The sequence below is a fragment of the Citrobacter sp. KTE151 genome (assembly GCF_000398845.1).
Taxonomy (GTDB): domain Bacteria; phylum Pseudomonadota; class Gammaproteobacteria; order Enterobacterales; family Enterobacteriaceae; genus Citrobacter; species Citrobacter braakii.
In genome coordinates this window covers 736,559-762,379 of record NZ_KB976064.1, presented here as the reverse complement: position 1 = coordinate 762,379, position 25,821 = coordinate 736,559, and the positions used below count along the sequence as shown (strand labels likewise).

Below are 25,821 nucleotides of genomic sequence, written 5' to 3'. Positions count from 1 at the left end.
ATACCCATGAAAAATATCAATGAAACTGCCGTTGCTGACACTGAAACCGTCAATCCGAATGTGGTGATTTTTGATACCCCGCTGATGCGCGGTGAGCAGAAAATTGAACAGGTCACGCTAACCAAACCGAATGCCGGAACCCTGCGCGGGGTGTCGCTGGCCTCGCTGGCGAATTCTGACGTTGATGCGCTGATTAAAGTGTTGCCACGCATGACGTATCCCGCCCTGACCGAGCACGAGGTCACGCGTCTCGATGCGTCTGATCTGATTTCGCTGGCCGGGAAGGTGGTCGGTTTTTTGTCGCATGCTTCGGGTCGCTGACCTTTCCGAAAAACCTGTCGGTCGATGACCTGATGGCGGATATCGCGGTGATTTTCCACTGGCCGCCATCAGAGTTACATTCCCTGAGCGTGACCGAGCTCCTGACATGGCGCGACAAGGCGCTGCAACGAAGCGGAAACCATCATGAGCAATAACGTCAGAATCGAGGTGTTGCTGAATGCCGTCGACCGGGCAAGCCGACCGCTCAAAGCGATTCAGAACGCCAGCAAATCCCTGTCCGGTGATATCCGCACGTCACAGAAAAGCCTGCGCGAGCTGAATGCGCAGGCATCCCGTATCGACGGATTCCGAAAAGCCAGCGCACAGCTTGCCGTGACCGGTCACGCGCTTGATAAAGCGAAACAGGAAGCCGAAGCACTCGCCACGCAGTTTAAAAACACGGAGCGCCCGACGCGTGCGCAGGCGCAGGTGCTTGAATCCGCGAAGCGTGCCGCCGAAGGGCTGCAGACGAAATACAACAGCCTCACGGAGTCAGTAAAGCGCCAGCAGCGCGAGCTCGGTGCGGCGGGAATTAATACCCGTAATCTGGCAAATGATGAGCGGGGGCTTAAATCCCGCATCAGTGAAACCACCGCCCAGCTTAACCGTCAGCGCGAGGCACTGGCGAAAGTCAGTGCACAGCAGGCGAAGTTAAGCCGGGTGAAAGAACGGTATCAGGCCGGTAAATCACTGGCCGGTAACGCGGCGGCGGCGGGCGCTGCCGGTGTCGGCATTGCGACGGCGGGAACGATGGCCGGGGTTAAACTGCTGACGCCGGGCTATGAATTTGCGCAGAAGAACTCAGAGCTGCAGGCGGTGCTCGGTGTCGACAAACAGTCACCCGAAATGCAGGCGCTGCGCAAACAGGCGCGCCAGCTCGGGGACAATACGGCGGCCTCTGCCGATGATGCGGCGGGGGCGCAGATTATTATCGCCAAAAGTGGCGGGGATGCGGCGGCCATTCAGGCGGCGACGCCGGTCACGCTGAATATGGCGCTGTCCAACAAGCGCACGATGGAAAAGAACGCCGCGCTGCTGACCGGGATGAAATCAGCGTTTCAGCTCTCAAATGACAAGGTCGCGCATATTGGTGATGTTCTCTCGATGACGATGAACAAAACCGCCGCCGATTTTGACGGGATGAGCGATGCGCTGACCTATGCCGCGCCGGTGGCGAAAAATGCCGGGGTGAGTATCGAGGAAACCGCCGCGATGGTGGGGGCGCTGCACGATTCAAAAATCACCGGCTCGATGGCGGGAACGGGAAGCCGTGCGGTCATGAGTCGCCTGCAGGCACCGACCGGCAAAGCCTATGACGCCATCAAAGAACTCGGGGTGAAAACCTCCGACAGCAAGGGCAACACGCGTCCGATATTTTCCATCCTGAAAGAAATGCAGCGCAGTTTTGAGAAAAACAATCTCGGGACGGGTCAGCGCGCCGAATACATGAAAACCATTTTCGGGGAGGAGGCCAGCTCGGCGGCCGCCGTGCTGATGACGGCGGCCTCAACCGGCAAGCTCGATAAGCTCACTGCCGCATTTAAAGCCTCGGACGGCAAGACTGAGGAGCTGGTTAAGGTTATGCAGGATAACCTCGGCGGCGACTTCAAAGAATTTCAGTCAGCCTATGAGGCGGTCGGGACCGACCTGTTTGACCAGCAGGAGGGCTCTCTGCGTAAGCTGACGCAGACGGCCACGCAGTATGTGCTCAGGCTTGACAGCTGGATCCAGAAAAATAAGGGGCTGGCGACCACCCTCGGCGTGGTGGTCGGGGGCGCGCTGGCGCTAATCGGGGTGATGGGCGGGATTGGCCTTATTGCCTGGCCGGTGGTAATGGGGATAAATGCCATCATTGCGGCTGCTGGCGTGCTTGGTGTGGTTTTCAGTACGGTCGGCGGCGCGATTGTCACGGCCATTGGCGCAATCACCCTGCCGGTGCTGGCGGTCGCCGGGGCGGTGGTGGCCGGTGCGCTGCTCATCCGTAAATACTGGGAGCCGATTGGTGCATTCTTCTCGGGGGTGGTGGAGGGGATGAAAGCTGCCTTTGCCCCGGTGGGGACGATGTTCACTCCGCTCGCGCCGGTGTTTGATGCTATTGCGAAAAAGCTGGGCGTTGTCTGCCAGTGGTTTAAAGACCTGCTTGCGCCGGTGAAAGCCACGCAGGACACGCTCGACAGTTGCAAAAATGTCGGCGTCGCGTTTGGTCAGGCGCTGGCTGATGCGCTGATGACGCCGCTCAACCTGTTTAACAGCCTGAGCGGCAAGGTTGGCTGGCTGCTGGAGAAACTCGGCGTTCTCAAAAAAGAATCGACCGACCTCGACCAGACTGCAGCGAAAGCGGATAAGGCTTCACCGGGTGGCGGGTATATCCCTGCGACAGCGAGTTATGGCGGGTATCAGGCGTATCAGCCGGTCACTGCGCCTGCAGGTCGCTCTTATATAGACCAGAGCAAAAGCGAATACAACATCACCCTGCAGGGTGGCGTTGCGCCAGGTGGTGACCTTGACCGCCAGCTCCGTGACGCCGTCGACAAACTTGACCGTGAAAAGCGTGCGCGTCAGCGATCCAACATGAGACTCGACTGAGAGAGGGGGCAAAATGTTAATGGTGCTGGGATTTTTTGTGTTTGAACGGCGCACCCTGCCGCATCAGTCAATGCAGTATTCGAAGGACTACCGGTGGGTGTCCAATGACCGTATCGGCAAACGACCGGCTTATCAGTTTCTCGGGGAGGGGGAAACCTCACGCACCCTGTCGGGGACGCTGTACCCTGAAATCACCGGCGGGCGTCTGTCGCTGCTGGCGATTGAGCTGATGGCCGACGAGGGGCGTGCATGGCCGCTGATTGACGGAACCGGCATGATCCACGGGATGTACGTTATCGATAAAGTGACCCACAACCACACCGAGCTTTTCAGCGACGGCGCAGCGAGAAAAATCGAGTTCACTCTGTCCCTGAAACGCGTCGACGAGTCGCTCGCGGCCATGTATGGCGACCTGAAAACGCAGGCGGATAATCTGGTCACGTCTGCCGGTGAATGGGCGGGAGGGCTGGCAGGATGATAACAGGAATGAATATTCAGGCCGGGGCGCGTGTTGCCCCTGCGTATATGCTCACGCTGGACGGGGCGGATATCACGCAGAATTTCAGCGACCGGCTTATCGGTCTGACCATGACCGACAATCGCGGGTTCGAGGCTGACCAGCTCGATATCGCGCTTGATGATACTGACGGGCTGGTCGAGCTGCCGCCGCGCGGGGCATCACTGACGCTGTGGCTGGGCTGGCAGGGCTCCGCGCTGGTCAACAAGGGGAGTTTCACGGTTGATGAAATCGAGCACCGGGGCGCGCCTGATACGCTGACCATCCGGGGACGTAGTGCAGATTTTCGCGGCTCGTTAAACTCGCGGCGCGAGCAGTCATGGCACGACACCACGCTCGGGGTGATTGTTGAGACCATCGCGCAGCGTAATAAGCTGACGGCCAGTGTTGCTGACTCCCTGAAAGCTATCGCCATTCCTCATATCGACCAGACGCAGGAATCCGACGCGGCGTTTTTGTCCCGCCTTGCTGAGCGTAACGGTGCATCCGTGTCGGTGAAAGCCGGGAAATTATTGTTCCTGAAAGCCGGTAGTGCGATGACGGCCAGTGGTAAGCCGATCCCACAAATGACCGTCGAGCGTGGCGACGGCGACCGCCATCAGTTCGCCATTGCAGACCGGGAGGCTTACACCGGCGTGACGGCGAAATGGCTACACACCAGAGACCCGAAACCACAAAAGCAAAAGGTAAAGCTCAAACGTAAACCCAAAGAGCAGCACCTGCGCGCGCTGCAGCACCCGAAAGCCGCTAAAACATCGACAAAGGCTAAGAATAAAAAGGCGCAGGAAGCGCGGGAAGGTGAGTACATGGCCGGAGAGTCGGACAACGTTCTTGAGCTCACGACCATCTATGCCACAAAGGCGCAGGCCATGCGCGCGGCTCAGGCAAAGTGGGACAAGATACAGCGGGGCGTGGCGGAGTTTTCCATTACGCTTGCCACTGGCCGGGCTGATTTATTTCCTGAAATGCCGGTGTCCGTGAAAGGCTTTAAGCGCGTGATAGACGAGCGGGCGTGGATAATCAGCCGTGCGGTGCACAGTCTTAACGGGAGCGGCTTCACGACGGGCTTAGAGCTTGAGGTTAAGGTTTCTGATGTGGAGTATGAGAGCGAAGAAATAGCGCAGTAATATAATATATGTATTTGTTTTATAAGGTTAAAATGAGTAAAATCACTGTATTGAAAACGCTCAGAGGTGCTCATCATGTTTCATTGCCCGAAATGCCATTACGCCGCTCACGCCCGCACGAGTCGCTATTTTTCTGATACCACAAAAGAGCGGTATCATCAGTGCACAAACATCAACTGCAGTTGTACTTTTGTCACGACTGAAACCGTTGAGCGTTTCATTGTTTCACCGGGGGAAGTCGTACCAGCTCCACCGCACCCGACGATAACCGGTCAGCATCAAATGCCCTGGCTGTGAGCCAAAAGGAAACCCCGCAAATGCGGGGGTTTTTTATCGATGTGGTCAATGTGTGGACATTGGAAGAAATAAATCCATTTATTTCAGTATATTACGTGCAAAAAATAAGCCTGCGTAAGGGAGATTACGCAGGCTAAGGAGGTGGTTCCTGGTACAGCTAGCATTTATGGGTTATGTTTTTCAGCGGATGGGATAATACCCTTAATGAACGAAGCGGTATGTGATCGATTTCTAAGAATCTTCCGAACGCTGAAAAATAACCGTAATTAACTACTTAGCATGTGGGTTGCGCGTGGACTCACCGGTAAAATTACGCATCAACAATGCATAATTCAGATCGATATCCTCCGGTACAGGCATCCACACGGTGTAACCATCGCCCGGCGCAACCGGCATCGCTTCGCCTTTCGCGTTTTCCATCTGTTCGAGGGTAAAGTTGATGTTGCCCTGTGGGGTCATCAGCTCCAGGCTGTCGCCGACGGTGAATTTATTTTTCACCAGCACAGCCGCCAGTTCACCTTTACGTTCGCCAGTGAATTCGCCGACAAACTGCTGACGCTCGGAAATAGAGAAGCCGTATTCGTAGTTCTGATAGTCGTCATGCGTATGGCGGCGCAGGAACCCCTCGGTGTAACCGCGATGCGCCAGACCTTCCAGCGTTTCCAGCAGTTGCGGGTCGAACGGTTTCCCGGCAGCGGCATCATCAATGGCCTTGCGATAAACCTGCGCGGTACGTGCACAGTAATAGTATGATTTAGTACGGCCTTCAATTTTCAGCGAATGCACGCCCATCTGAGTCAGGCGCTCAACGTGGGCAATGGCACGCAAATCCTTCGAGTTCATGATGTAAGTGCCGTGTTCGTCTTCAAACGCGGTCATGTACTCACCCGGACGCTGGGCTTCTTCGATCATAAAGACTTTGTCAGTCGGCGCGCCAATACCCAGCGTTGGCTCAACATTTTGTACCGGGATAGGCTCGTACTTATGCACGATATTGCCCACCACGTCTTCTTTGCCTTCCTGCACGTTGTATTCCCAGCGGCAGGCATTGGTACAGGTACCCTGATTTGGGTCACGCTTGTTGATGTAGCCAGAGAGCAGGCAGCGGCCGGAGTAAGCCATGCACAGCGCGCCGTGAACAAAGATCTCAATTTCCATATCCGGCACCTGGGTGCGGATCTCTTCAATTTCTTCCAACGACAGTTCGCGGGACAGGATCACACGGGTCAATCCCATCTGCTTCCAGAATTTCACCGTCGCCCAGTTTACGGCGTTAGCCTGTACTGAAAGGTGAATGTCCATGTCAGGGAAGTTTTCGCGCACCAGCATAATCAGACCGGGGTCGGACATGATCAGTGCATCCGGTCCCATTTCCACCACCGGTTTCAGGTCACGAATGAAGGTCTTCAGCTTGGCGTTATGCGGGGCAATATTAACCACCACATAGAATTTTTTACCCAGTTCATGGGCTTCATTAATGCCTAGCTGCAGGTTTTCGTGATTGAATTCGTTGTTGCGTACGCGCAGTGAGTAACGCGGTTGGCCCGCATATACAGCGTCTGCGCCATAGGCGAAAGCGTAACGCATGTTTTTCAGCGTTCCCGCCGGGGAAAGGAGTTCCGGTTTAAACATAATTTTCTCGTTCTGATGACAGGTCAGACTCGCCTCACTCAACGAGGCGGTTAGGGGAGTGCCCCCATATTAAGGGCGGGCATTGTAGCGCTGTGGGGAAGACAGGTAAAGAAAAACGCCGGGCGACAGCGTGGCGTTACCCGGCTGAGCGAGTCATTATCAGGTTTTATCTTTTATCGTCTGACTTACACCATTGGTCTTAACTGAAGCAATACCGGTCTCGCGCGACTGTTCATTCGCATACAGTTGACTGCTACCAATAATCTGGTGGTTTGCTGCTTTCAGATTGAAATGCAATTTGCCATTAGCTGCCGTTTTTTTCTCATAACGCTCGGCCAGAGGGCTGTTAGCCTGGACAGATGCGATCCCTTTTTCTGCCGCGCCTTTTGTCGTGTAAAGCTCACTGGTAAGGATAGTTTCCCCGTTTCCAGCCTTAAGAACAAAGCGGTACTGATCATCGCTACTCTTGCTTAATTCAAACCAACCAGCCATATGAACTCCTTGATTAAAGTTTTATATCAAACAGTTATTGACGACAGTGTTGCCACAAAGAGTATGAGCGATATTTGGAGAGTTGCTAGTCAACAGGACTCCACGAAGCCGCGGAGTCCTGACGGGAGTGTTTACGCAATCCGACAGGCGTCGGCTTCCCAGCGATACCCTACGCCATAGACCGCGCGGATAAACGACTGCTCCGCATCCAGCGATTCCAGCTTGCGTCGCAGGTTCTTAATATGGCTGTCGATGGTTCGGTCGGTAACGACACGGTAATCGTCATAGAGATGATTGAGCAACTGTTCACGGGAGAACACTTTTCCCGGTTCATGCGACAGCGTTTTGAGTAAGCGAAATTCAGCAGGCGTTAAGTCGAGCATTTTCCCACGCCAGGACGCCTGAAAACGACCTTCATCGACGATCAACGGGCTGTCAGCATCCATCTGTTGCAGTTCGCGCTGCGGCTTGCAACGGCGCAGAATCGTCTTCACGCGAGCAACAACTTCACGCGGGCTGTAGGGTTTGCAAATATAATCATCCGCACCGATCTCCAGCCCCAGCAGGCGATCAATTTCTTCTATCTTGGCGGTTACCATCATGATGGGGACTTCAGAGAATCGGCGGATTTCCCGGCACAGAGTCAGGCCGTCGGTACCAGGCAGCATCAGATCCAACAAGATCAGGTCGGGCAGCGTCTGACGCACGTAAGGAAGAACCAGATCGCCGTGGCTGATGAGCGTAGGAGCGTAGCTTGCCGCGCGCAGATAGTCGATAAGCAGTTGCCCCAGCTTGGGCTCGTCTTCCACGATCAGAATACGCGGCGTGTTTTTATCAATGGGTAACTCAGTCATACATCTCTCTGTAAATCGCGTTCCAGCGGTAATGTTACTGTAATGCTAACCCCGCCAAAAGGCGAATGGGCGGCGCGAATCAGACCATTATGCGCCTGTACGATATTGACGCAAATTGCCAGCCCCAGCCCGGAACCACCGCTGGCACGGTTACGCGAGCCTTCGGTGCGATAAAAGCGTTCAAACAGCTTCTGTAACTGGTCGTCACTCACGCCGGGAGCGGAATCAGCGAAGGTTAATAAAACCATACGCTCGCGTTGTTCGGCGCTGATGTGCAGCCCGCCGCCGCTGTCGGTGTAGCGCAGACTGTTTTCCAGCAGATTGTTGAACAACTGCATCAAACGATCCCTGTCGCCAAATACCGTCATGCTGTCCGGGAGTGAAAGCTGTATCGTCAGTCCACGGCTGGCAAAGCGTTCACGAAATGCGCCACTTGCCACTTCCAACAGGGGGATGAGATCCAGCGATGTTTTCTGGTAGGCCAGCGCGCCTTCATCGGACATGGAGAGCTGATGCAGATCGTCCACCAGCTTGGTGAGCGTACCGACTTCAGCTTGCAAAGAGGCAACGGAGTCAGGGGTGAACTGGCGTACGCCATCCTGAATGGCCTCCAGTTCACCGCGCAACACCGCTAACGGCGTACGCAGTTCGTGAGAAATATCGGCCATAAAGTCACGACGCATCTGCTGGTTTTTTTCCAGCGTACTGGCAAGCTGGTTGAAGTCCTGCGCCAGCTTGCCCAGCTCATCCGTACTGGTCGGCGCAACGCGAGTGGTGAAATCGCCAGCCGCCAGTTTGTGCGTGCCTTCCACTAACCGCTTGACCGGGGCCAGCAGGCTGCGCGCCAGCGTAAACGTTGCCAGCGCCGCCAGGATCGTGGAAAGCGCGACGATGAGCCAACTGGAACGCCTTTGCTGCATGTCGAAATTGATATCCGTATTGCGCGTTAAGCGTTCCACGGGAGAGGCAATCACGGCACCGACTTCGCTACCGTTGACGCGGATCGGATGGCGCATACCGTCACGGGGGACCGGAGCACGCGGACCGACCAGCACGCGGGCATTTTGGTCGACAACCCAAAACTGCGTACGCCAGCCGTGCGGCGGCATGCCGGGGCCGGGTTTATCATCGTCGTTGTCGTGTTCAAAAGAGCGCAGGATCTGAAAAACAAACCGATCGTTATTGCGTAAGAATCGCCAGTTGCCGTGCTGTTCATACTGCTCGCTTAATGCGTCGCTGAGCATTTGCAGCCGCTGTTCGTTACCGTGCTTGATATAGTCAATAAAACCGCGTTCGAAGCTTATGCGTACGGCCCAGTGCATGCTGATCAGCAACACGATGCAGGTGGCGAAAATCGCCAGAAACAGTTTGCCGGTGATACCGGGCCGCCAGAACTTCATCAAGTGCTCCTTTTGCGCCGTGAAATCACCGCGTTGGTTTGCGTGTCGTTCGGCACGCGGGCAAAAATAATGGCAGGCAGCGCGATAATGAATGCGATGCACAGCCAGGTATACATAAAGACGGTATGCGTACTTCCGCTGTCGATGACGCTATGCTGCTGACCGAACATACCTAGCAGCAGTCCCGCGATGGTCACCCCGATACTCATCGACAGCTGCATGATCATTGACAGCAGGCTGTTACCACTGCTGGCGAGATCGTCAGGCAGGTCTTTTAACGTCAGGGTGTTCATGGATGAAAAGCGCGTTGAGTTGACCATTCCCTGTAAGAACAGTACGAAGGGCAGGGCGTAATACCAGCCGAGCAGCGCGGTGGTCATCAGCAGCAGACTGACCAGCGACAGGCCAAGCGTTGTAGCGACCAGTACGCGACGGTAGCCAAAGCGGTTAACGACCTGCACCACAATGCGCTTCATGCCCATACTGCCGAGCACCATCGGGATCATCATCAGCCCGGCATGAAAGGGAGAAAAACCGAGGCCTATTTGTAAAAACACCGGCGTCATAAACGGCAGCATACCGCTACCGATGCGTCCGGCAAAACTGCCGAAAAGACCCAGCGAGAAGGTCGGTGTGCGAAACAGATTCAGGCTGAACAGCGCGCGTGGATTACGATGGGCGTGTTTCAGATACAGCGCAATAGCCAGCACTCCGCAGATAACCAACGCTGCCAGCGAGATACTGGAGATGCCGGTTCCTTTACTGCCATCAAGTGCCAGCGTCAGTACCGCCATGCCGACTGCCAGCATCGCAAATCCGGAGAGATCGAAGCGTCGGGTTTGCATGGTGTAGTTGGGCATCAGCATTAACGTCGCTATCGCGCCGACAATACCAACCGGAATGTTAATCAAAAATATCCAGTGCCAGGAGGCGTACTCAACCAGAATACCGCCTAATGCCGGTCCCAGTAGCGGGCCAATCTGACCGGGCAATGTGACAAACGTCATCGCCGCCATATATTGCTCACGCGGGACGATTTTCATCACCGTTAGCCTGCCGACCGGCACCATCATCGCACCGCCAACGCCTTGTAAGACGCGCGCCATCACCAGCTCGTTGAGTGTGCTGGACCCGGCGCAAAACAGCGAGCCAAGCGTAAACAGGATGATGGCGGTGAAGAAGATATTACGCACGCCAACTTTGTCCGCCAGCCATCCGCTGGCGGGCAGCATCACGGCAACGGTTAAAACATATGACACAATGACCATATGCATGTGTAACGGGCTTTCCCCGAGGCTTGCCGCCATCGAGGGAAGCGCAGTATTCACGATGGTGGTATCCAGCGACTGCATAAAAAAGCCGAATGCCACAATCCAAAGCTGCCAGCGGGTGCTGTCGGGAAGTTCTGTCATAACTCTGCTACCGGTTTGCTGTTTTTACGCGAAAAACGCAGACGCAGACGGTCGAAAAAGAGATAGACCACGGGCGTGGTGTACAGCGTCAGGAGTTGACTCACGACCAGCCCGCCGACAATGGTTATCCCCAAAGGTTGACGTAGTTCGGAGCCGTCCCCGGCGGATAACACCAGCGGCAGCGCGCCAAATAACGCCGCCAGCGTGGTCATCATGATTGGGCGAAAGCGCAGCAGGCAGGCCTGGAAAATGGCTTCTTCTGGCTGCAGCTTGCCGTTTCTCTGCGCTTCCAGCGCAAAATCGACCATCATGATGGCATTTTTCTTCACAATGCCAATTAATAGCATTATCCCTATCAGGGCGATTAGGCTGAACGGGGCATTGAACAGCTCCAGCGCCAGCAAAGCCCCGACGCCAGCTGAAGGTAGCGTGGAGAGAATGGTCAGGGGATGAACATAGCTTTCATACAGCATCCCCAGAACGATGTAGACCGTGGCAATGGCGGCGATAATCAGGATCACCTGTGAGTTCATGGTGTCCTGAAATACCTGTGCCGTGCCGGCAAAGCTACCGCGAACTGTGGAGGGGACGCCGAGCTGGGTCATGGTTCTGTTGATAGCCTCTGTCGCCTCAGACAGTGAAGAACCTGTTGGCAGGTTAAACGACACGGTTGAGGCAGCGGACAAGCCCTGATGGTTTACCGACAGCGGGGCATTCGCCGGTTGCCATTTGGCAAAGTACGATAGCGGGATTGCCTTACCGTCATTGTTGATGACGAACATTTTATCCAGCGCGCTGATGTCCTGGGTGTAACGTCGATCGACCTCCATCACCACTTTGTACTGGTTCATCGGTTGATAAATAGTTGAAATTTGCCGTTGTCCAAAAGCGTTGTTCAACAGGCTGTTAGCGGCTGCAACGTCGATCCCCAGACGAGACATGGTGTCGCGATCGTAGACCAGGTTCATTTCCGCGCCATTGTCCTGCTGATCTGAGTTGACATCCGCCAGTTGGGGCAGGGCGGCAAGCGCCTTACGGATCTTCGGTTCCCACTCGCGCAACGCCGCCAGATCGTCGGAAAGCAATGTGTATTGATAGCTGGCATTGGCCTGGCGACCGCCGACGCGAATATCCTGCACCGCCATCAGAAACAGATTCGCGCCAGGCTCTTTTGCAAGCGCGACGCGCAGGCGGTCGATCACCTGCTGAGCGGTTTCACCGCGCTCATCGCGTGGCTTGAGGGTGATAAACATCATCCCGCTGTTAACCCGGGAACCGCCGGTAAAACCGGTGACGTTATTCACCGCCGGGTCGTCGCGGATGATCTTCATAAAGTCCTGCAGTTTGCCGCGCATCGCCTGGAAAGAGATGCTTTGGTCGGCCTGAATCCCCCCCATCAACACACCCGTATCTTGCTCCGGGAAGAAGGTTTTGGGGATGGAAATATAAAGCCAGATATTCAGCGCAATGGTGCCAAGTAACACCACGCCCACCAGTCGCGTATGGCGCAGCACCCATTTAAGCGAAGTGCCGTAACTCTGTTGCAGTGCCACCAGCACACGACCAAAACCTCGTTTACGAGACTGTTCACGCGGGGCGCTGGATTTGAGCATCCAGCCACACATCATTGGCGTCAATGTCAGCGACACCAGCAGCGAGATACCGATAGCAACTGACAGCGTGACGGCAAATTCGCGCAGCAAGCGCCCAGGCAATCCGCCCATTAACAGCAGCGGGAGGAACACCGCCACCAGCGACAGGCTCATTGAGAGCACCGTGAATCCCACTTCGCGCGTACCCTGTAGCGCCGCCTGCAGTGGCTTCATTCCCGCTTCCAGGTGGCGGGCAATATTTTCCAGCACCACGATCGCGTCATCAACGACAAATCCCGTGGCAATGGTCAACGCCATTAATGACAGGTTGTTCAGGCTGAATCCGCACAGATACATGGCGGCAAAGGTACCGATCAGCGAGACCGGAACCGCTACCGCAGGGATCAGGGTCGCGCGCCCGGAGCGCAGGAAAACAAAGACCACCAGAATAACCAGCGCAACGGAGATAATCAGCGTTTGTTCGACTTCCTCCAGCGAGGCGCGAATGGTCGGTGAACGGTCCTGGGCAATTTGCAGATCGATGGCGGCCGGGACCAGCGTTTGTAACTCCGGTAATTTGGCCCGAATGCTGTCTACCGTCTGAATAATATTGGCTTCTGGCAGCTTGCGGATCATCAGCAGGATAGCCGGTTTTGCGTTGGTCATCCCCGCGTTACGTACGTCCTGCACCGAGTCGCTCACAGACGCAACATCGCCCAGCCGCACCGCAGCGCCGTTATTGTAGTGGATGATAATCGGCTGGTACTCGGCGGCGGTTTTCAGCTCATCGTTGGTTTGTACCTGCCAGCGGTGGGTATCATTCTCGATAGCTCCCTGCGGCTTACGCACATTGGCGTTAGCAATCGCGCTACGCACGTCGTCCAGCGACACGCCCTGATTAAACAGCGCTTGCGGATTAAGCCCTACGCGCACGGCAGGCAGAGAGCTGCCCCCAACGTCGACGTCACCCACGCCGTCGATTTGCGCGATGGTCTGTGCTAATTGGGTTGATGCGAAATCGTACAGTTCACCCTGCGAGTAGGTGTCCGACGTGAGCGTCAGGATCATGATTGGCGCATCGGAAGGGTTGGCTTTGCGGTACGTGGGGCGGCTTGGCATGCCGCTGGGTAGCAGGCTTTGCGCTGCGTTAATCGCGGCCTGAACATCCCGCGCCGCGCCATTGATGTCACGGTCGAATTTGAATTCAAGAATAATGCGCGTACTGCCAAGGGAACTGCTCGAGGTCATTTCGTTCACCCCTGCGATGCGCCCCAGTGAGCGCTCCAGCGGGGTGGCTACCGAAGACGCCATCGTTTCAGGGGAAGCGCCGGGTAATGATGCGCTGACCATGATCACCGGGAAATCCACCTGCGGCAGCGGAGCTACCGGCAGCAGACGAAAGCCCAGTATCCCGCACAGGGTGATGGCCACCGAAATGAGAATGGTCGCCACCGGACGATGAATGAAAAGCGCGAAAAATTTCATTTACGCTTCCTCTTCCTGGCGCGGGAAGCGGCTTTTCACGTACAGCGACAGACGGTCAAACAGCAGATAAATCACCGGGGTGGTAAACAGGGTTAATACCTGGCTTACCAGCAGACCGCCGACCATACCAATTCCTAATGGACGACGTAATTCGGCCCCCACGCCGGTACTTAACATCAGCGGCAACGCGCCGAGCAGTGCCGCCAGCGTAGTCATCAGAATCGGGCGAAAACGCAGCAGACAGGCCTGGAAAATAGCGTCGCGTGGGGTCATGCCCTGTTCGCGCTCCGCGGCAAGGGCGAAGTCGATCATCATGATGGCGTTTTTCTTGACGATACCGATGAGCAAAATAATGCCGATAATCGCGATGACGTCCAGTTCACTGCCGGCAATCATTAACGCCAGGAGGGCGCCGACGCCCGCCGTGGGTAGCGTGGAGAGAATGGTAATCGGGTGAATAAAGCTCTCATACAGCACGCCGAGGACGATATACATCGCGACAACCGCAGCCACAATCAACCAGATGGTATTACCCAGCGCGGCCTGGAAAGCGAGCGTACTGCCCTGGAACTGGGTGGTAATATTTGCTGGCAGATTGAGCGTTTTTTCAGCATCCAGAATTGCCTGCACCGCATCGCCCAGCGAATGACCGTCCGGTACGTTGAACGAGATGGTGGTGACCGGGAACTGATCGAGGTGGTTAATCGACAGCGGAGCGAAACGCTGTTCAATGCTGGCGATTGCGCTGAGCGGAACCACGCCGCCGTCGCTGCTGGTCAGACGGATAGTGTCCAGTGCAGCAAGCCCCGGCGTACTATTGGTGTCATGTTCCAACACGACGCGATACTGGTTGGCCTGGGTGTAGATGGTTGAAATCAGTCGCTGGCCGAAGGCGTTGTACAGGGCGTTATCGACATCCGCCATGCTGATGCCTAAACGGCTGGCGCTGTCGCGATTGACGTTCACATACGCCACCAGCCCTTTGTCCTGCCAGTCGCTACTGACATCGGACAGTTGCGGTAGCTGGTGTAGTTTTTCTAACAGCTGTGGAACCCAGGTGCTGAGGGCATCAAGGGACGTTGCTTGCAGCGTAAACTGATATTGCGTCCGGCTGACCTGGGTATCAATCGTCAGGTCCTGGGTGGGCTGAAGATAGAGATCAACGCCGGGTACTCTGTCAACCGCGTCCTGTAGGCGTGCGATCACTTTCTGCACGCGATCGTCGCGATCGTCCAGCGGCTTAAGGTTGATTTGCAGACGCGCGCTGTTCAATGCCGGATTAGTACCATCCACGCCGACAAAAGCGGTCAGGCTCTCTACCGCCGGATCTTGAAGGATGACATCGGAAACCTGGCGCTGGCGCTGGGCCATGCTGGCAAATGAACTGGACTGCGGCGCCTGCAGCGTACCCTGGATGATGCCGTTGTCCTGGATCGGGAAGAACCCTTTGGGGATAAAGACCCATAACATAACGCTCAGTGCCAGCGTGCCGAGCGCCACGCCCAACGTGAGCCACGGATGGTTCAGCACTTTTGCCAGCCAGTGACCGTACCCGGCAATGACGCGATCGAACATACGCTCCGAGGCACGGGAGAAGCGGTTTTGCTTGCGCAACGAGGCCTGATTAAGCATGCGCGCGCACATCATCGGCGTGAGGGTGAGCGAGACGACGGCGGAAATCAGAATTGCCACGGCCAGCGTAACGGCAAACTCGCGGAATAATCGGCCAACGATATCACCCATAAACAACAGCGGGATCAGCACGGCAATTAGCGAAAATGTCAGAGAGATGATGGTAAAACCAATCTCACCAGCCCCCTTCAGGGCGGCAGTCAGCGGTTTTTCGCCTTTTTCGATATAGCGAGAAATATTCTCGATAACCACGATAGCGTCATCCACTACGAATCCTGTCGCGATGGTTAGCGCCATTAGGGTCAGGTTATTGATGGAGAAATCAAGAAATACCATCACCGCGAAAGTACCGATGAGCGACAATGGAACGGCGACCGCAGGAATAATCGTCGCCGGAATATTGCGCAGGAACAGGTAGATGATCATCACCACCAGCGCAATCGCCAGCATTAGCTCAAACTGGGTGTCTGCAACGGAGGCACGAATATTGGTCGTACGATCCGAAAGCACGCTGACCTTAACTGATTTGGGCAGGCTTTCGGTGAGCTGCGGCAGCATTTGACGGATACTGTCTGCCGTGGAGATGATGTTCGCCCCAGGCTGGCGCTGAACATTCATCACAATGGCTTGTTGCTTATTGGCCCATGCGCCCAGCCAGCTATTTTCTGCCCCTTGTTCGACGGTGGCGACATCGCCCAGACGAACCGGCGCACCGTTTTTATAGGCCACGATGAGCTGGCGATATTCGTCTGCGGACTGCATCTGGTCGTTGGCGGAAAGGGTGACAGCACGCGTTGGGCCATCAAGACTCCCTTTTGCCGAATTGACGTTAGCCCCGGTAATGGCTGTACGGATGGTTTCGCTGGTCAGACCGAGTGCGGCAATAGCCTGTGCGTTAAGCTTCACGCGGACCGCCGGTCGTTGCCCGCCGGAAAGTGTTACCAGACCGACACCGGAAACCTGAGAGATTTTCTGCGCGACGCGGGTTTCGACCATATCTTCCACCTGCGTCATCGGCATGGCGCTGGACGTGACCGCCAGCGTCATGATCGGTGGATCTGCCGGGTTTACCTTGCTGTAGACCGGCGGATTGGGCAGATCGCCCGGTAATAAATTGGTGGCGGCGTTAATCGCCGCCTGAACTTCCTGCTCGGCAACATCCAGCGGCAGCGTCAGTTGAAACTGCAACGTGACGACCGATGCGCCGCCGGAACTTTGCGAGGACATCTGTTTTAAGCCGGACATCTGTCCGAACTGACGCTCAAGCGGCGCGGTTACCGCCGAGGTCATGACGTCCGGGCTGGCGCCCGGGTACAGCGTAACGACCTGAATCGTGGGGTAATCGACTTCCGGTAAGGCGGCGATCGGCAGGAAACGATAACCGATAATACCGGCAAGCAAAATCGCGACCATCAGCAGCGTGGTGGCGACAGGTCGCAGAATAAACAGGCGTGATGGCCCGCCTGTGTTGTGCGGAGGTAACACCTGCATCAGGAGTTAGCTCCTTTTTTGCCGTATCCGCGGGGCGCAGTTTTCTCATCCTGAGCAGAGGCGTCATGCGCCTCTACGACTTCTACTTTTGCGCCTTCCGTCAGGCGGTCAATACCGTCGGTTATGACCCGATCGCCTGCGGACAACCCGGCGGCGATCACTACTTTTTGGCTATCCTGAATACCTGGTTTAACCAGATGTTTGCTCACTTTATTCTCGCTGTTCAGCACCCAGACAAAATGGCCCTCATTGCCCATCTGCAGGGCGGCCGTTGGGATCACCACGGCGTTTTGTTCCGTGTCGACCAGCATGCGGGCGTTAACGAACTGGTTAGGGAATAAAGCATCATCCTGATTGTTAAAACGGGCTTTAACTTTGATGGTTCCGGTCGTGGCATCAATCTGATTGTCGAGACTGAGCAGGACGCCTTCGCTCAGTTTTTGCGAATTGGTTCGGTCCCAGGCTTCGACCTTTAACGGAGTCCCCGATTTTTGCGCCCGCAACACGGTGGCAATGTCGTTTTCAGGCAAGGTGAATATCAGGTCGATAGGATGGGTTTGCGTAATGACGACGATTCCGGTGGTATCGCCGCTGGAAATTTGGTTACCGACGTCGACCTGCTTCAGACCGACACGCCCCTCTACAGGCGCGGTTATCCGACTCCAGTCAAGCTGCAATTGGGCGCTGGCGACGCTGGCTTCATCGGCTTTGATTGTCCCTAATGTTTCATTTACCAGCGCCTGCTGGGCATCCAGCTCCTGGCGGGAGACCAGATTAGTTTTCACCAGCTGTTGATAGCGGGCAAGATCGCGACGGGCATTTGCCAGCGTGGCTTTATCTTTTGCCAGTTGGCCCTGCGCCTGAGCCAGAGCAACTTTGAACTGGCTGGGATCTATCTCTGCCAGCAGGTCGCCGGCTTTTACCTGCTGTCCTTCCTCGAAGTGTAAGGCAATGAGCTGACCATCCACCCGGCTACGTACCGTGGCGGTATTTGCGGCAGTAATGGTACCCAGTCCTGTCAGGTAACGCGGAACGGCTTCCATGGCGGCGGTGGCAGCCTGAACGGGAGCCAACGGCCCGGAGCGCATTCCACGCCGTCCCGAACCTGGCGTGTGCTGCGCTGGTTTGGTCGCGCCCGGTGCGTTTTCCTGGGCGTCGTTACGGCTTTGCCAGAACCAGATGGCGGCGACGGTGGCCACAACGATCGCGATTGCTATCACCCAGCGGGATTTTTTACTGCCTTTCATTGTTATAAGTTTCTCATCCTGAAACGATTCGCGGAATGATACTAGTTTAGCCAGCGAACAAGGGAGAAAAATGGAGGAATTATGAAACACTGTCGGGATTCGTCTGAATGCTGATGCGGCTTTGCGAAGCGTTACGCAACAATCGGTGGTGAAGATAGCGAATACGTGATTGTGCGTTAGAGTGCTGACAAGGCAAAAAGGAGGAAAGCCAAAGATTTCAGCGGGACGCTGGAACGGAAAAGCCCCTCCCGAGGAAGGGGCCAAAATAGGGAAAGGGTTATGATGAAGCAGGTCATCATCCTGGTGATACTCTTAGTGATTAGCTTACCGGCTTACTAAGACACCAGGGGGAGGAGAAGCCCTCCCTAACCCTCATTCCTGTAAATAAGCCACAGCAATGGTGATGTCAATACGCGTACTTTTCAGCATGCGAGCCGCTTAGCGGAAAACAACGTCAGCCCAGCGGGCCAGTCCGGCAGTAACGGAACCGAAATCATCGCCCCCCGCGATCGGAATCCCGGGAAGTTGCTGGGTGAGGGCTTTTTTAATCAGCGGCGAACGCGCGCTACCGCCGGTCAGGTAAATCACGTCCGGTTTTTCCTGCGCGTTTTCAAGCGCCAGTTGAACCTGCTCCAGAATGCGCGCCAGGGGCTGATTGAGCGCAGCTTCCAGCCCGTGTTGACTGATATCGGTTGCCAGCGTGTTGCTGATAAACGGTATCGCCGCCGTCACAATGGTCTGATCGGAAAGCGCGATTTTGCTCTCTTCTGCGCTGCGCACCAGGCGATAGCTCAGACGCTCGCGCCAGACTTTAAGCAGTAGGGCGACTTTATCGGCTTCTTTCGCGTCACGGACAAGATCGTTGAGCAAGCGACCGTTGGCGCTACTGTAGAAGTCACTTTGCGCGGGAACATCGTTGATCGCGACCGCGTTCCACCAGGGCAGAATAGGTAAGGCGATCCCTTTTTCCGTTTCTCCCCCCATACCGAGCAGCGGCATCAGATGTTTAAACGCCAGCGCAATATCCAGATCGTTCCCGCCAACGCGGCAGCCGCTATGCCCCAGCAGGCTGTTTTCGCGATCGGAGCGCTGATGCCATTGCGGCCCCATCAGCAGCAGTGAACAGTCGGTTGTACCCCCGCCAATATCCACCACCAGCACGCGTTTTTCTTCCTGCAGCGTGGCTTCGTAATCCAGACCCGCCGCTACCGGCTCGTACTGGAAGACGACATCCTGAAAACCGGCGCGTTTGGCCGCACGTTCAAGAATACCCTGCGCCTGGGCGTTGGCATCATCGCCCCCTAACCCCTGGAAGTTGATGGGACGACCAATAACGGCCTGGGTGATGGCTTCCGGCAACTGATTTTGTGCCTGGTTGCGGATGTGCAACATCATCGCGCAGACCAGATCTTCAAACAGCGCAACCTGCTGCGGCTTCAGACCGCTGGCACCCAAAAATGATTTTGGCGATTTAACGAAGTACACCTCTTCCGGGTCTTCAATATATTGACCCAGCGATGCCAGACCGAACTGCACGCTGTTGGCGTTAACGTCAATGTCTTCTTCGCGGTTATAGCGCATCGCGCGGCGAAGCAGCGCCTGCGTTTCGTCGTCCGTGGTTGGGATGTCGTGATGGCGATACAGCCACTCGCTGACCGCTTCGCGCGTTGGCGCGCACAGCATTGAAGGCAGAAGCGTGCTGTTATTTTCCATTTTGAGCAGGTGAGGCTGCCCGTCACGCATAACGGCCACTGAACAGTTTGCCGTACCGTAGTCAAAACCAATAAACACCGTAAAAATCCCCATGCCAGTGAAGAAGGGGCGTGACTTTAACGAAATGTTGACGCTCCGACAACTGGAATATGAAAGCAAGGCGCATCGATTGAATACCGTTTATGCTGTAGGTTTGCATAAAAAGGAAAACTGAATGTTCACGCTGAGCTGGCAACCGCCTTATGACTGGCCCTGGATGCTGGGATTTCTTGCCGCCCGTGCGGTTGACGGTGTCGAAACGGTGGAGGAACTGAGTTATACCAGAAGCCTGTCCGTAGGGGAGCATCGGGGTCTGGTGCGCGTCGTACCGGATTTGCACGCCAATGTGCTACACGTGACGTTAAGTTCGGGATTACAACCCGCCGGCCCCGAGTGCCTGGCGAAAATAACCCGTTTGTTTGATCTTACTTGTTGCCCGCAGCAAATTGTCAGCGCGCTGGGATGCCTTGGTGCGGCGCGTCCGGGACTGCGCCTGCCGGGATGTGTCGATGCTTTTGAGCAAGGGGTACGGGCGATTTTAGGGCAGTTAGTCAGCGTGGCTATGGCGGCAAAACTGACGGCGAAAGTCGCCCATGCTTATGGCGACACGCTGGAGGATGCGCCAGGGTATGTTTCTTTTCCCACGCCTGAAGCGCTTGCTGACGCCGAACCGTTGCACCTGAAAGCGTTAGGGATGCCGCTCAAACGCGCTGAAGCGTTGATTCACCTGGCGCGTGCAACGCTTGAAGGAACGCTTGCGACAGTAGCGCCTGACGATATTGAGCAAGGCGTTAAGCAACTACAAACGTTTCCCGGAATAGGGCGCTGGACCGCCAACTATTTTGCGCTGCGTGGTTGGCAGGCGAAGGATGTTTTTCTGCCGGATGATTATCTGATTAAACAGCGTTTTCCCGGCATGACGCCAGCCCAGATCCGGCGCTATGCAGAGCGTTGGAAACCCTGGCGCTCCTATGCACTCTTGCATATCTGGTACACGGATGGCTGGCTTCCGTCAGTTGATGGCGAAATTACTGGTATTCAGTAGCAGATCCAGCGGTTGGGCGTTGGCAATAATGTCGCCATAAATCATGTCAATACCGATGCCAGAAAGCGCATCCATGATAAGCGGCAACTGCACCGGACCGGCGATGCTTTTAATGTCCAGACGCTGGGCATGGCCCTGGATAATGGACACCCACATCTCGTCAATCAGGTCTCCGTGAGCGCTGGCGCTTAGCTCGCTGTCAAGCAACAGGTAATCGACAATGTGGTATTTCAGATTGTCAAAAAGCTCTAAATCACGACCGACCTGACTTAACACAATTCGACAACCGAACTGACGTAGCCGATGCAGGGCGGATATCGCCTGCGTTGGATTCGTTTTGATGACGCTGGCCGGAACGGTCAGATGCAGCAGGCGTGGCGGTAACGGGCTATGTTGCAATTGTTCCAGCAGCTCATCAACAAGTTCTGAATTGAGCAGCCCGGCGGCGGAAAGGGGGAGCGCAACACTGAGGCCCTTGCTGGCGACTGCCGGGGCCGCATTCTGGAAGAATTCGCTGAATACCCGACGGTCGAGCGCTTGATTCAATGTGGGATCGACCAGCCCGGTACGGAATGTTTGCTCTTCAATCACTTCGCCTTCAGCAGTCCCTAAGCGTAGCGATATAAGCCAGAAGCTAAACGTCTCAGGTATACGTGGAGAAGCCACGCCTCTGGCGATCATCAGCATGGGGCTGTGCATAATGGTATGCTTTTGTTCGTCCAATGACAGTTGGCTACGCGCGGCATGCGCCTGGCTTTGCTGGGGTTCATAGACGCAGACACGCCCACGTCCGCTGTTTTTCGCCGCGTAGCAGGCGATATCCGCCTGAGACATGACGTCAGTCGCGATATGGTTTTTGTCATCAATCAGCGTAATTCCCGCACTGGCGCCAATGCGGTGCAAGCGGCCATCCCACATGAAGTGGTAATCGTTAATAGCACTGATGATGCGACCTGAGATGAAGCGGGCGCTTTCGATATTACAATCCGGCAGCAACAGACCAAACTCGTCGCCGCCAAGGCGCGCCAGCATATCGCTGGACCGCAGCATGCTTAGCATCAGTGAAGAGAGTTCGCGCAGCAGGGCATCGCCTGCAGCATGACCTGCGCTATCGTTCACCGCTTTAAAACGATCAAGATCGATAAAAACCAGCACATGACTCTGGTGCGCGTCGTGCACCGTATGCAGCAACTGTTTGAGATGGTTTTCAAAGCTGACCCGATTGGCCAACTGCGTCAGGTCGTCATGCGAAGCGCTGTAGCTAAGCTGGCGCAGCATCTTACGTGACTCGGTGACATCCTGAATGACCAGCACCGAGCCAATGCTGCCGCCATCAAGGGTGCTGAGGGGCGTGATGCTGTACTGAATGTCATAACTGTTGCCGTTGCGACAATGCAGGACGACTTCTTGTTCCATTGCCTTACGCGACATGTCGGCACTGTAGATATTTTCCATCAGCGGACCGTTATCGCCGAAAGTAATACGCAGTACCGTCAGGAGCGGAATGCCAATTGCGTTTTCCTGCTGCCAGCCGCTCATTTTCTCAGCGACCGGATTCATAAAGGTCACATTCATGTCGACATCAATACAAATCACCGCCTCGCCGATGGAGTCCAGCGTAATATGCAAACGCTCTTTTTCTTGAAACAGCGCTTCGTTGAGCTGCTTCACCTCGGTCATATCCATATTGATGCCAAGTAAGCGTTCAACTTCACCGTCTTTATTCAGTACCCGGTTGGCCAATGAGCGGATATGCCGTATGCCACCTTTTACCGCGATACGAAACTCAAGCTTAAACGGGGCTCGTGCAGCCAGCGAATCGCGAATCACATTTTCTGCGTGTTCGCGATCTTCAGGCACAACGCATTCATACCAGACTTGCCAGCTGGGCTTGATATGTGCAGGGACTTCGTAGAGATCGAACATACGCTTATCCCAACTGATCACATCAGGCTGCAGTTCCCATTCCCAAATGCCGATCCCCCCGGCTTCATTAGCGAGCGTAATGCGCTCCATCAGCCGTTTGTTCATCCACTCGGTGTGCTTCAGATCGTTAATATCCTCAATCTGCGCAATAAAGTAGAGTGGGGTGGTGTCGCTATGGCGCACCAGCGAAACGGCCAGCAAGGCCCATACCACCTCGCCTGCGCGCGTGTAATAGCGCTTCTCCATGGAATAGCTGTTAATTTCCCCGCGCGCCAGCATGTTCAACTGTTCGAGGTCATTGTTCAAATCTTCCGGCCAGGTTAATTGCTGGAAGGTGAGCGAACGTAGCTCCTCCTGGCTATAGCCCAGAAACTGGCACAAGGCTTTATTGGCCTGTAGCCATTGCCCCTCGGTCCCGACCAGCGCCATGCCAATTGCGGAATATTCCATAGCATTGCGAAAGCGCGCTTCGCTTTCTGAGATGTGCTTGCGTTCTGCCCGAAACGCGTACATCACCATGGTCATCATATTGGCTGGCAACAGGATCATCAAAAACGGCAGCCACGGTATGCTGGTCATCATGTTCTGTTTGGGGGTGTAGAGCAGCGAAGGGTCAGCGGCCAACATCAGCGAAACCATCATCACGGTGCTGAGAAAAATTAAAAACGCCTCCATACGCGGCAGACGGACAGCGCTCCACATCAACAGGACAATAACGCAGGTAAACGGCCATGGAATGAACATCATCGACAGCCAACTGAACGTTAACGTCACCAGAAGCGTAATCAGAGTTTCAAGCAGTAATCGCGGATTGCGGTGGCGCAGCAGATAATGTGGCTTAAACAGTAAACCTAATGGTACCAGCGCCAGCGCGCCGATGGATTCTGACAGCACCCAAATGAGGAAGGTATTTAACGACGTTTCTTGCGGTAATAATAACCAGAGTAATACGCCGCCCAGCAGCGGAGGGACCACTGCGCTGCCGAATGCCAGGCGCGCCCAGTCGTTGAGATTTTGTAAAGGATTGTACCAGGGCAGCAGTTTGCGCAATAACATTGCCCCCACGACAGCCTCAATAATGTTGATGGCCGTGTAGGTAAAGCTAAGCGACTCGCCGGGGAAGAAGAGCAAAGAACCCGCGATGTTACCCAATGAGCACGCCAGTGCGATCCCCGGCCACATTTTTCCCGCATGGCGGTAAAAAGCCACCATCATGATTGAGGTCGGAAACCACAGCGGCGCCAGCTGCGCCCCGAAACGAGACAGTTCCAGCGAGAACAGCGTAAAGATGAAAGCCACCAGACCTAAACTGGCCAGGCGCAGTAGAGGATGAGGTAAGGTAACTAAAACATGTTGGGATTGTTTACTCATTACCACTCTACCCAAATAGCCGTTGTCGCCCAGTAGAGATGCCGGACGCATCACATTTAATCTGGGTTTATGCTAGTACAAATAATTTACAATTTATACGCCAGCTGCTCATAAATTAACACTCTCAAGCTATTAATTACTAAGGCTGGCGAATAAATGTAGCGCATGCTTTAAATATGACCGTTTTAATTTGCGACAGGGAAGGCATTGGTGCAGCCTGGGCTGGCGTCGCGCCGCTGAAATCCCTATAATTGCCGCGTTTGGCGTTTCGGCGCCGCCCTTCCTAACATCCAGGTTAATCAGGTCGCTAAATTTATGACTGATCAGTCCCATCAGTGCGTCATTATCGGCATTGCCGGCGCATCGGCTTCCGGCAAGAGTCTTATTGCCAGTACTCTTTATCGCGAATTGCGTGAACAAGTCGGTGACGAACATATTGGCGTTATTCCCGAAGACAGCTATTACAAAGATCAAAGCCATCTATCGATGGAAGAGCGTGTAAAAACCAACTACGACCATCCGAACGCGATGGATCACAGCCTGCTGTTCCAACATCTGCAAACGCTGAAACGCGGTAGTGCCATTGAGCTGCCAGTGTACAGCTACGTTGAGCACACGCGCACGCAAGACACTATTCATATCGAACCCAAGAAAGTCATCATCCTGGAAGGCATTTTGCTGCTGACGGATGCGCGTTTGCGTGATGAGATGAACTTCTCTATTTTTGTTGATACCCCGCTGGATATTTGCCTGATGCGCCGTATCAAGCGCGATGTGAACGAACGTGGTCGTTCAATGGATTCAGTGATGGCGCAATATCAGAAAACCGTCCGTCCAATGTTCCTGCAATTTATTGAGCCTTCAAAACAGTACGCCGACATCATTGTGCCGCGCGGGGGTAAAAACCGCATCGCCATCGATATTCTGAAGGCTAAAATCAGTCAGTTCTTTGAATAAGTTCAGCGAATTGTGTACCGTTCAGTGATAACCTGGTTCACCCTTAATGCACCTGGCATTAAGGGGTTGAAGCACGAAAGGAGAAAGTGCCATGCGTTTATGTGACCGAGATATTGAAGCCTGGTTGGATCAAGGTCGTCTGTCGATCAATCCACGCCCTCCTGTCGAGCGAATCAACGGTGCCACGGTAGATGTGCGCCTTGGCAACAAATTCCGTACGTTCCGCGGGCATACGGCGGCGTATATCGATCTGAGCGGACCGAAAGATGAAGTCAGCGCCGCGCTGGATCGCGTGATGAGTGATGAAATCGTCCTCAAAGACGGCGAGGCATTTTTCCTGCATCCGGGCGAACTGGCGCTGGCAGTGACGTTCGAATCCGTGACGCTGCCTTCCGATCTTGTGGGTTGGTTAGATGGCCGTTCTTCGCTGGCGCGTCTGGGACTGATGGTACACGTCACCGCACACCGTATCGATCCGGGTTGGTCTGGCTGTATCGTACTGGAGTTTTACAACTCCGGAAAACTACCGCTGGCCCTGCGTCCTGGCATGCCGATTGGCGCATTAAGCTTCGAACCGCTTTCCGGTCCGGCGGCGCGACCTTACAACCGTCGTCAGGATGCAAAGTATCGCGATCAGCAGGGCGCCGTTGCCAGCCGGATCGATAAAGACTGAGTATTTTCAGTC

The 25,821-nt window shown here is 55.1% G+C and carries 20 protein-coding genes; 10 read left to right on the top strand and 10 right to left on the bottom strand.

Annotated elements, in window-relative coordinates; translation table 11 throughout:
- Nucleotides 1-6: 6 nt before the first annotated feature.
- From WC7_RS11065 to WC7_RS25665, 6 genes are all read left to right on the top strand, one after another.
- Nucleotides 7-321 carry a phage tail assembly protein gene (locus WC7_RS11065; protein WP_016153615.1) on the top strand — a complete coding sequence of 105 codons (315 nt, stop codon included), beginning with the start codon at nucleotides 7-9 and terminating at the stop codon, nucleotides 319-321.
- Entirely contained in the window at nucleotides 318-476 is a 159-nt protein-coding gene (locus WC7_RS25670) for a GpE family phage tail protein (RefSeq protein ID WP_306308100.1), read from the top strand. The genes WC7_RS11065 and WC7_RS25670 overlap by 4 nt, the downstream gene beginning before the upstream one ends.
- Entirely contained in the window at nucleotides 466-2,907 is a 2,442-nt protein-coding gene (locus WC7_RS11070) for a phage tail tape measure protein (RefSeq protein WP_016153614.1), read from the top strand. Before WC7_RS25670 ends, WC7_RS11070 begins: the two co-directional genes overlap by 11 nt.
- 13 nt (nucleotides 2,908-2,920) lie before the next feature.
- The gene (locus WC7_RS11075; RefSeq protein WP_016153613.1) at nucleotides 2,921-3,385 is read left to right on the top strand and encodes a phage tail protein; all 465 of its coding nucleotides are present in this window, start codon (nucleotides 2,921-2,923) and stop codon (nucleotides 3,383-3,385) included.
- Nucleotides 3,382-4,551, top strand: coding sequence for a phage late control D family protein (locus WC7_RS11080; RefSeq protein WP_016153612.1), 1,170 nt, complete (start codon nucleotides 3,382-3,384; stop codon nucleotides 4,549-4,551). Before WC7_RS11075 ends, WC7_RS11080 begins: the two co-directional genes overlap by 4 nt.
- A 75-nt stretch (nucleotides 4,552-4,626) precedes the next feature.
- Nucleotides 4,627-4,848 (top strand): DNA-binding transcriptional regulator, encoded by a 222-nt coding sequence (locus WC7_RS25665; RefSeq protein WP_016153611.1) that lies wholly within the window; start codon nucleotides 4,627-4,629, stop codon nucleotides 4,846-4,848.
- 270 nt (nucleotides 4,849-5,118) lie between these two features.
- On the opposite strand, the gene yegQ is transcribed toward WC7_RS25665, so the two are convergent.
- The 8 genes from yegQ to WC7_RS11120 form a co-directional block, all read right to left on the bottom strand.
- The gene (yegQ, locus tag WC7_RS11085) at nucleotides 5,119-6,480 is read right to left on the bottom strand and encodes a prephenate-dependent tRNA uridine(34) hydroxylase TrhP (RefSeq protein ID WP_016153609.1); all 1,362 of its coding nucleotides are present in this window, start codon (nucleotides 6,478-6,480) and stop codon (nucleotides 5,119-5,121) included.
- A 159-nt stretch (nucleotides 6,481-6,639) separates the two neighbouring features.
- Nucleotides 6,640-6,972, bottom strand: a complete 333-nt coding sequence (locus tag WC7_RS11090; protein WP_016153608.1) for a YegP family protein — start codon at nucleotides 6,970-6,972, stop codon at nucleotides 6,640-6,642.
- Nucleotides 6,973-7,103: 131 nt separating this feature from the next.
- On the bottom strand, nucleotides 7,104-7,826 hold the full coding sequence (gene baeR, locus WC7_RS11095) for an envelope stress response regulator BaeR (RefSeq protein ID WP_016153607.1): 723 nt from the start codon (nucleotides 7,824-7,826) through the stop codon (nucleotides 7,104-7,106).
- Nucleotides 7,823-9,226, bottom strand: coding sequence for an envelope stress sensor histidine kinase BaeS (gene baeS, locus WC7_RS11100; protein ID WP_016153606.1), 1,404 nt, complete (start codon nucleotides 9,224-9,226; stop codon nucleotides 7,823-7,825). The genes baeR and baeS overlap by 4 nt, the downstream gene beginning before the upstream one ends.
- Nucleotides 9,226-10,638, bottom strand: coding sequence for an MFS transporter (locus tag WC7_RS11105; RefSeq protein ID WP_016153605.1), 1,413 nt, complete (start codon nucleotides 10,636-10,638; stop codon nucleotides 9,226-9,228). The genes baeS and WC7_RS11105 overlap by 1 nt, the downstream gene beginning before the upstream one ends.
- Nucleotides 10,635-13,715: a multidrug efflux RND transporter permease subunit MdtC gene (gene mdtC, locus WC7_RS11110; RefSeq protein ID WP_016153604.1), complete on the bottom strand. Its 3,081-nt coding sequence runs from the start codon at nucleotides 13,713-13,715 to the stop codon at nucleotides 10,635-10,637. The genes WC7_RS11105 and mdtC overlap by 4 nt, the downstream gene beginning before the upstream one ends.
- Complete coding sequence (locus WC7_RS11115) at nucleotides 13,716-16,838, bottom strand: MdtB/MuxB family multidrug efflux RND transporter permease subunit (protein ID WP_016153603.1); 3,123 nt, start codon at nucleotides 16,836-16,838, stop codon at nucleotides 13,716-13,718.
- Nucleotides 16,838-18,085, bottom strand: a complete 1,248-nt coding sequence (locus WC7_RS11120; protein ID WP_016153602.1) for an MdtA/MuxA family multidrug efflux RND transporter periplasmic adaptor subunit — start codon at nucleotides 18,083-18,085, stop codon at nucleotides 16,838-16,840. Before WC7_RS11120 ends, WC7_RS11115 begins: the two co-directional genes overlap by 1 nt.
- 279 nt (nucleotides 18,086-18,364) lie before the next feature.
- On the opposite strand from WC7_RS11120, the gene WC7_RS26730 reads away from it, so the two are divergent.
- Nucleotides 18,365-18,424: a type I toxin-antitoxin system Ibs family toxin gene (locus tag WC7_RS26730; protein WP_109017525.1), complete on the top strand. Its 60-nt coding sequence runs from the start codon at nucleotides 18,365-18,367 to the stop codon at nucleotides 18,422-18,424.
- Between the two features lie 99 nt (nucleotides 18,425-18,523).
- Here WC7_RS26730 and yegD read toward each other — a convergent pair whose 3' ends face one another.
- Nucleotides 18,524-19,876 (bottom strand): molecular chaperone, encoded by a 1,353-nt coding sequence (gene yegD, locus WC7_RS11125; RefSeq protein ID WP_016153601.1) that lies wholly within the window; start codon nucleotides 19,874-19,876, stop codon nucleotides 18,524-18,526.
- Between the two features lie 136 nt (nucleotides 19,877-20,012).
- Here yegD and alkA point away from each other — a divergent pair, with 136 nt between their 5' ends.
- Nucleotides 20,013-20,882 carry a DNA-3-methyladenine glycosylase 2 gene (gene alkA / locus WC7_RS11130; protein WP_016153600.1) on the top strand — a complete coding sequence of 290 codons (870 nt, stop codon included), beginning with the start codon at nucleotides 20,013-20,015 and terminating at the stop codon, nucleotides 20,880-20,882.
- Here alkA and WC7_RS11135 read toward each other — a convergent pair.
- Entirely contained in the window at nucleotides 20,850-24,179 is a 3,330-nt protein-coding gene (locus tag WC7_RS11135) for a diguanylate cyclase (protein WP_019077140.1), read from the bottom strand. The two genes, alkA and WC7_RS11135, sit on opposite strands and share 33 nt — an antisense overlap.
- 315 nt (nucleotides 24,180-24,494) lie before the next feature.
- Here WC7_RS11135 and udk point away from each other — a divergent pair, with 315 nt between their 5' ends.
- Nucleotides 24,495-25,136, top strand: a complete 642-nt coding sequence (gene udk / locus WC7_RS11140; RefSeq protein ID WP_003036776.1) for a uridine kinase — start codon at nucleotides 24,495-24,497, stop codon at nucleotides 25,134-25,136.
- A gap of 91 nt (nucleotides 25,137-25,227) precedes the next feature.
- Nucleotides 25,228-25,809 carry a dCTP deaminase gene (gene dcd, locus WC7_RS11145; RefSeq protein ID WP_016153598.1) on the top strand — a complete coding sequence of 194 codons (582 nt, stop codon included), beginning with the start codon at nucleotides 25,228-25,230 and terminating at the stop codon, nucleotides 25,807-25,809.
- The last annotated feature ends 12 nt before the right edge of the window (nucleotides 25,810-25,821 follow it).